At 39.3% G+C, this 6918-nt stretch carries 4 protein-coding genes, 1 tRNA gene and 1 pseudogene; 1 reads left to right on the top strand and 5 read right to left on the bottom strand.

Going from position 1 to position 6918, the window contains the following annotated elements:
* The 3 genes and pseudogenes from L650_RS0108510 to L650_RS0108500 form a co-directional block, all read right to left on the bottom strand.
* Positions 1–1355 (bottom strand): alginate lyase family protein (locus L650_RS0108510; protein ID WP_411157022.1); only part of this gene is annotated, 1355 nt, incomplete at its 3' end.
* Between the two features lie 2 nt (positions 1356–1357).
* Positions 1358–3596 (bottom strand): annotated as a pseudogene (locus L650_RS0108505) (chondroitinase-B domain-containing protein).
* A 148-nt stretch (positions 3597–3744) separates the two neighbouring features.
* A complete protein-coding gene (locus tag L650_RS0108500; RefSeq protein ID WP_024034160.1) occupies positions 3745–4623 on the bottom strand; it encodes an NAD(P)-dependent oxidoreductase in 879 nt (292 codons plus the stop codon).
* A 939-nt stretch (positions 4624–5562) separates the two neighbouring features.
* Between L650_RS0108500 and gloA the strand changes: the two genes are divergently transcribed.
* On the top strand, positions 5563–5961 hold the full coding sequence (gene gloA / locus L650_RS0108495; protein ID WP_029772840.1) for a lactoylglutathione lyase: 399 nt from the start codon (positions 5563–5565) through the stop codon (positions 5959–5961).
* Positions 5962–5998: 37 nt separating this feature from the next.
* On the opposite strand, the gene L650_RS0108490 is transcribed toward gloA, so the two are convergent.
* Together L650_RS0108490 and L650_RS0108485 are read right to left on the bottom strand one after the other, a co-directional pair.
* Positions 5999–6265, bottom strand: coding sequence for a DksA/TraR family C4-type zinc finger protein (locus L650_RS0108490; protein ID WP_024034161.1), 267 nt, complete (start codon positions 6263–6265; stop codon positions 5999–6001).
* 503 nt (positions 6266–6768) lie between these two features.
* Positions 6769–6844: transfer RNA gene (locus L650_RS0108485), tRNA-Glu, on the bottom strand.
* Between the last annotated feature and the right edge of the window lie 74 nt (positions 6845–6918).

Below are 6918 nucleotides of genomic sequence, written 5' to 3'. Positions count from 1 at the left end.
CCGCCGTATTTAGCCTCAACATTTAAAAAACGTGCAGCGCCATAATCAGATACAATTTCATTGCCATGATCGTAAAACTGCCATGTTAATTTATCAAAATGTCCATGCCCTAAACCCTGCGCGGCAGGTTTAAATAAAAGTGCTTGGTCGCCACCAGTTTGCGTACGCATTACTACCAACGCCCCTTGCTCGCCATCGTTACCATCGCCAAATGCTACCGATTTAAATACATAAGGAGTTTGCTTATTTTTATCCAGCGCTTGAGCCACTTTTAGGCCATCGCCAGAGAGTATTATTTGATTTTGCTTTTTAGCTATATCTAAGTAACCAGTATCGTGTGTTAAACCGTAAGCGGCTGTTACACCGTGTACCAGCTCTATTGTGTCTATACCTTTACTTTTAATTGCATCGTTTATCGGGAAAAACAAACCGTTATAGCTTAGCTGAATAGTGGTATCAATGGCTTTAAGTAATATGCCATCGCGATATTCAAAAATGTCTCGCTGCGGTTCGTTGTTTTCAATTGCTTTAGCAAAGGTAACAAACGGAAGTAGTGCAAAGCGTTGATAATAAGGACCTTCGTTGTAATAGCCTTGTGGCGAAAACAGCATGTCTAGCTGCTTAATAAAGCCCCCCTCGCCCGATTTATCTAAATCGTAAAGAGACTTTTCGACCCACTCAGATTCATCTAACACATACCCTGCCATGCCTACACCGGCTGTAGCCCAGGTACCATGGTTATGTACCTTGTTAAAGGTTGATGGCTGGCCTTGTGATAAAAATAACGATACTGGACGCAGTAAGTCATTTTCAATGGTTTCAATATTAGCGGTGCTTAACGCATCATGCACTAAATCGTATGCTTGAATGGTATAAACAAGCCACATGGCCTCATTAAGGCTTTGCCAAAATAGTTTACCTGGGTTTTGCGACTTAACTTTGCGCTTAGGGTGTACATCAAGTGTTGGGTATAATTTGGCATACTCAAGCAACATATCACGTACGTAATGAGCGTATTTATCATCTTGGCTAAGCTGATAAATAACACCGGCGTTATACATAAGCTGATAATTTTTTTTGTGTCGTTCGTGGGTATACCCTCCCCCACCGTCTTTTGGTACAGGCACTGTTATAGGGCTTTTAATTTGCTCATCTACTTGTGCTTTAAGCGCTGCAAATGCGTTGGCAAACTTACCCTGTTCATTGTTGCTAATTGCTTGGCGCATTTGCTTTACATCATCATTGGTTATTACCAAATTTGGATGCGCTGCGTAGGCGTTTATCGATAAAACTAAGGCACTTACAGTAACACCCAGCGTTTTAAATAATGACTTATTTTGGGTTAAATTCATCATTGTTAGTTCACCTTATTTAAAACGTTGTTATTTTTAATCGTTGCCGTGTGCGGGCCCGCTACACGTAACTCTTTTACGTTTGGCGCTTGAGTTGCATCAAAGGTGTTATCTGTAATGGCTGTTATTGGCTCACCAACCGTGTGCTCAATTTTAATCGGTGCCGATTTTTCAAATACGTTGCTTGCAATATTTGTTACTTGTACACCGTGCGCATACACACTCGCTTGCGCCTTGTTGCGCTTACCTAAACCTACTTTAGTTAGGGTGTTATTGGTCATTAATAAATGCGGACCAAAGGTGCTTTCATCACTTCCACCTCGGTATAACTTAACGACGCCACCGGCTACCTCATTAAAGGTATTGTTTTTAAGTGTTACATACTCTGCGTTATAAATACCTAAGTCTTCTATTTCGGTATCGAGACGTAAAATATCGCCAGTTACATTTTTAAAGGTGTTATTTACTAACGTGATTTCATCTGCCATCGCCCCTTTACCCGTTACAAAAAAGTGAAATGAGTGATTAATATCAAGATTAGTTAATTGTGAGTTGTGTATTTCAAAGCGGTAGTTATCAACCATGCCCCACTTTTTAGTACGTACCACACTATTATTAATGGCATCAGGTGCGTTTTCACCCGAGATAACTAAACCATCTAGCTTTAAGCTACCGCCATCATGAATTTCAAATAAGGTAGAGCGTTGGTAGGTCAACTTAGCTTTGCCAGTATGTTTAGCCTTAAGGGTAAGCACTTTTGTTATTTTAACGAGTTTAGATACATCGTATTGACCATCTGCAAGCTCTAATACATCACCCGTTTGGGCTGCATTGATTGCGTTAAGTAAGGCATCTGCAGTTGCTTTAACCTGGTGAGTTTTACCCGTATCAAATGCTACAACTTGCTCTGTTTTTGGATACCAACTAACGCCGGTATCGGCCTTTTTTAGCACCTTTAAACCGCGTTGAGCACCTGCACTAATTTTGCTTGATTCAGGATACAGTAAACCGTTACTAGCTCTGGTTAGTGTTACATTTTGCTGTTTAACACCGTAATTTAACTCTTTTAATACCTGGGTATTAGCTACATTTTCACTAAATTTAATACCGCTTACATCATCAAAGGTTGTAAAAGGCTGCTCGCCATTTTGATTAATAATAAGGTTATTTATCATTACGCTATTAATTGGTGCAGCGCTACGCTCGCTATCGCTACCTGCGCCAAGTTGTATATGACGCACATTTACATAGGTATTGTTTTCAATTGTCGCGTTTTCTACCTGATGGTAGCGATTTATTGGTGAGTTAGGTACGCCGTTCATAACCGTAAAACCACTGCCAAAACGGTAGCCTGTTAAACCTTCTAAGTAGTTATTTTTTACTGTTTGGTTTTTATTAATGATGCGAATGCCACCTGTGTGATCTACACCGTTACCAAAAAAAACGTTCTCTTCTATAATATTGCCATTACCATGGCGCAACGTTAGTGTGCCGCGAGACTCAAAAAACACATTATTGCGGATTTGGTTTTTCCCTGATTTAACCGAGATTATTTCTACTTCGCCGTTAGTACGTTCAAAGTAGTTGTTTTCAACTACGGTAAATGAATCACTTAATGAATAGTGGCTANCCGCCGTTAGATCCAAAAGTAGGACGATAGCCAAAAAAGTTATGATCAATTTGATGGTGGTTTTGTTGGCTTTGCTCACTATTAAGCCTTACAGCAATCGTAACGCCTTTGTTACGTTTACCTACTAAGTGGCTGTGATCAAAACGATTGTGTTTACCATATAGAGCCACCCAATAGTCTGATTCTCGTTTATCGGGGTTATTGTAGTTATCGATAACGACTTGTGTTACACGTGAGTGAGTAGCAAGCTCATCTTTATTTTTACGAAATTCAATAACGGCTGAGCTAGGCGTATAACCATTTTTAAATACAAGTCCTGACACTTCTAAATACGAACCCGCCAGTCTTAAATTAGATTGCCCTGATAAAATAACGTTACCCTTGGTTTGCGCTGTAAGCTTTATAGGGGCGTTTTTGGTTCCTTGGCCTTGTAATAAAATTTCGAAATTAGACCACGTACCGTCTTTGAGAGTTACTTTATCGCCAGCAACGAGTTTGTCAGAGATCTCTTGAAAAGCTTGTTTAGTGTCTACAAAATAATCTTTGGCTGCCAATTGTGTGGATGTGCACCCAATAAGAACTAGGCTAAGCTTTATTATATTAATTAAACGCATAGATAACTCTTTTTCAGTGTGACCGGAAGTAATGCCTTATCAATAGTAATGCTGCACTCATTGCACAAAGCAGGTTAAATCTAGCCAATTGATGTTGTGTGTGTGTTTTGGTGCTTTAACTACGTTAAAGCACCCAATGTTGTCGGTATTACTTTTCTAGAGTTTTAAAGTAATCAAAAATTTCTGGTACGTTGCCTTGCCCCATACCTGCATCAAATGCCGCTTGTAAGTTAGCAGATGACCCTTCAGCAATTTTTGATTCAGTCCCAAGGTCTGAAACCATTTGTAGGAAGTAGCCTAAATCTTTGTTTGCATTGGCAATTGAAAAACCAAGGTCGCTTACATTGTCTACCGCGTAGTTTTTACAAAATTGCATAAATGGAGAGCTAGAAGGACCTGTCGACATAATGTCAAATAGTTGCTGGCGGTCTACACCCGCTTTGTCTGCTACAGCAAACGCTTGTGACATAGCACATACCGTGGTCATACCCATAAAGTTATTGATTAACTTAGTTGTATGTCCTGCGCCTAGCTCACCTAGGTGAAATACGTTTTCGCCTTGATCTTCAAGTACAGGTTTAACTTTATTGAAGGTGTCAATATCACCCGCTGCCATAATATTTAATAGGCCGTCTTTAGCATGGGCTGGAGTACGCCCTAGTGGTGCGTCAATCATGCCTGCGCCTTTAGCGGCTAGATCAGCACCAATTTTTTTAGTAGATGAAGGAATTGATGTACCAAAATCAATTAATACCGCGCCTTCTTTAATACCCGCTAAAATGCCATCTTCTGCGTAGACAATTTTTTCAACAACTGCTGATGTTGTTAAACAAAACATAATTATGTCTGCACCTTGTGCAAGCTCTTTTGCAGTGCTTGCTGTTTTTGCGCCTCTGCTAACGCATGCAGCAACCGCATCTTTGTTTAAATCCATAACAATAAGCTCATAGCCTTTGTTCTGTAAGTTTTCGGCCATATTGCCGCCCATTAAGCCAAGGCCGATAAAACCGATTACTGGTTTAGACATGAATAACTCCTAAATATGATGGCGCGTGCTTTTATGAGTACGAGTAATGATTTACCCCATAAATAGGTACGCTGTGTCGTTTAATTCAATTTGCTAAAGTAACCCTGAGCATGTTCGTTTGAATAGGTAACCCGCCGCGTTATTACCATTTGAGCGAATAAAAACAGAGTGATTACACGCTGTATATTGTTGACCGGTTACGTATTTATTTCGTTATGCTTAGCATTGCTTTGATTATTTATTAATACCTTGGAGAAGCTAAAACCAAGCAACTTACCAATTGGTATGTAAAAACTGTATTACCATACACCAATCTTGTCAACCAATAAGTTAACTTTGTAAACCAAGGTAATTTACAATTTATTTTAAGTTAACAAAATAACAATAATAAACAATTAGTTATAGGTAGTATGGAAATCAAATTAATTCAACGCACTTTTCCCTTCTTTGGTTAGAGCTTAATAAAAAATAGGTTGACCAATAAGTGCAACAACTTTATAAACTCGTATAAATAGCGTGGCTATAATTACATTGTGCACTAACCCATTGTTGGTAAAACCACTAATTTAGTGTGCTAATATTATGGCAATGCGTGGTTGTAAATGCCGAGCCTTGTCCACATTTAGCTTAAATTGCCCGAACTCAGGTTAAGAAGTTTACTTACGTATTAAATCGTACTGATATTTTAATTTATTTCACAAGCCGAGGTTTTCAGTGAAGGCAAAGCCACTTGCGCGGCAATAACTGGGCTTATTGCACGTAAATTTGACGCAATGAGTGCGCAAATAGCTGGTTAATATAAACTTATTGTTCACAGTTGAGGTAAAATAAGCCCCTAGGTATATGACAGGCTCTGGCCTTTGCAATGCGGTTATGGATACCCCATAAAGACGCTATGCTCCACACCTATTTAAATTTAAACTCACAGAGGTAACCTAAATGCGTTTATTACACACAATGTTGCGTGTAGCCGACTTAGAAAAGTCACTTTCTTTTTATACACAGATTTTAGGAATGAAAGAATTACGCCGTTCTGACAACGAAGAGTACCGTTATACATTAGCTTTTGTAGGGTATGGTGAAGAGGATAGTAATACTGTATTAGAGCTTACTTATAATTGGGATGAAAATAGCTACGATCTTGGTAATGCATATGGCCATATAGCTATTGAATTTGACGATATATACAAGGCATGTGACGACATAAACGCCGCTGGTGGAAACGTCAGTCGAGAACCGGGGCCAGTAAAAGGCGGCACAACAGAAATTGCTTTTGTGAAAGACCCTGATGGCTATTCAATTGAGCTTATTCAGAAAAAGAAAAACAAAGCTCACTAGGGAATAAAATTTATCAAAAAGGTGCCTAGTCGCACCTTTACCTTAGTTGGCTATCTTTACTTGCTCGGCGGTTTACGCCAGCAACGCCTTTGCCTTTAGCCTCAAGCTCGCTTTGACACGCCACACAGTGCCTAACACCTGGCAGCGCTAACCTGCGTGCCTGTGGTATTTCACAATCACACTCATCACAGAATTCAGCACTCGCGCCTGAGATTAAATTTTGCCTTGCATATTGCACTGCATCGTTAACACTTGCATCGATTTGATCTTGAATTGCGCCATCACGCGCCCAACCACTTGCCATAATTAACTCCTAATAATGAGAAATTAAATTAAAAGGCTAGCAGCACAGCGCTTTATAAATGCTGAATATTTTGTACAGGCTTTATTGATTGAGCTATTTAAAGGATGAAAAAATATGGTTAATAGTAATTTGAAATTTAATTGTGCTATCCATTTTATCTACACATGCAGTTATAAGTATGTATTTTTAACGCAGCTAGCAAAAAATTTATCACTGTAAATGAATAGTTATTATTGCGGATTGGTCTTGAAAGCCTAAGAAGTTATACGTAGGTGATTATTAATTAAACAGATAGGTTTTTAGATATTGAAGAAAATTAAAAGTGTAAAACTAAAATTTTAACGGATAAACAGTAGAAATTAATGCGCTGGATAGCTGAGGAAGTAATAGCTTTATACACTACTAAAATAGTAAGTGGCGTCTCAATAGATTAGTACTCTTGATAACGTCGTGCATAGAGAGGGCGGTGTCACACTGCTTTATACATCACCTAAAATAGTAAGTGGCGTCCCCAAGGGGATTCGAACCCCTGTTACCGCCGTGAAAGGGCGGTGTCCTAGGCCTCTAGACGATGGGGACGCAGAAATTGCTTTGCAAATCACTGATTTGCTATTTCTAAGTAAGATGAGACCGAGCCTGCGAGGCGAATGGCA

Source organism: Pseudoalteromonas sp. TB51 (genome assembly GCF_000498055.1).
Lineage (GTDB): Bacteria > Pseudomonadota > Gammaproteobacteria > Enterobacterales > Alteromonadaceae > Pseudoalteromonas > Pseudoalteromonas atlantica.
Note: the sequence above shows the minus strand (reverse complement) of the source record. Positions and strands in the feature narration are given on the sequence as shown.

What these genes read in the sequence shown, in the direction of transcription:
- L650_RS0108500 (WP_024034160.1), bottom strand. Translation starts at nt 4,623, where the DNA reads ATGTCTAAACCAGTAATCGGTTTTATCGGCCTTGGCTTAATGGGCGGC.
- gloA (WP_029772840.1), top strand. Translation starts at nt 5,563, where the DNA reads ATGCGTTTATTACACACAATGTTGCGTGTAGCCGACTTAGAAAAGTCA.
- L650_RS0108490 (WP_024034161.1), bottom strand. Translation starts at nt 6,265, where the DNA reads ATGGCAAGTGGTTGGGCGCGTGATGGCGCAATTCAAGATCAAATCGAT.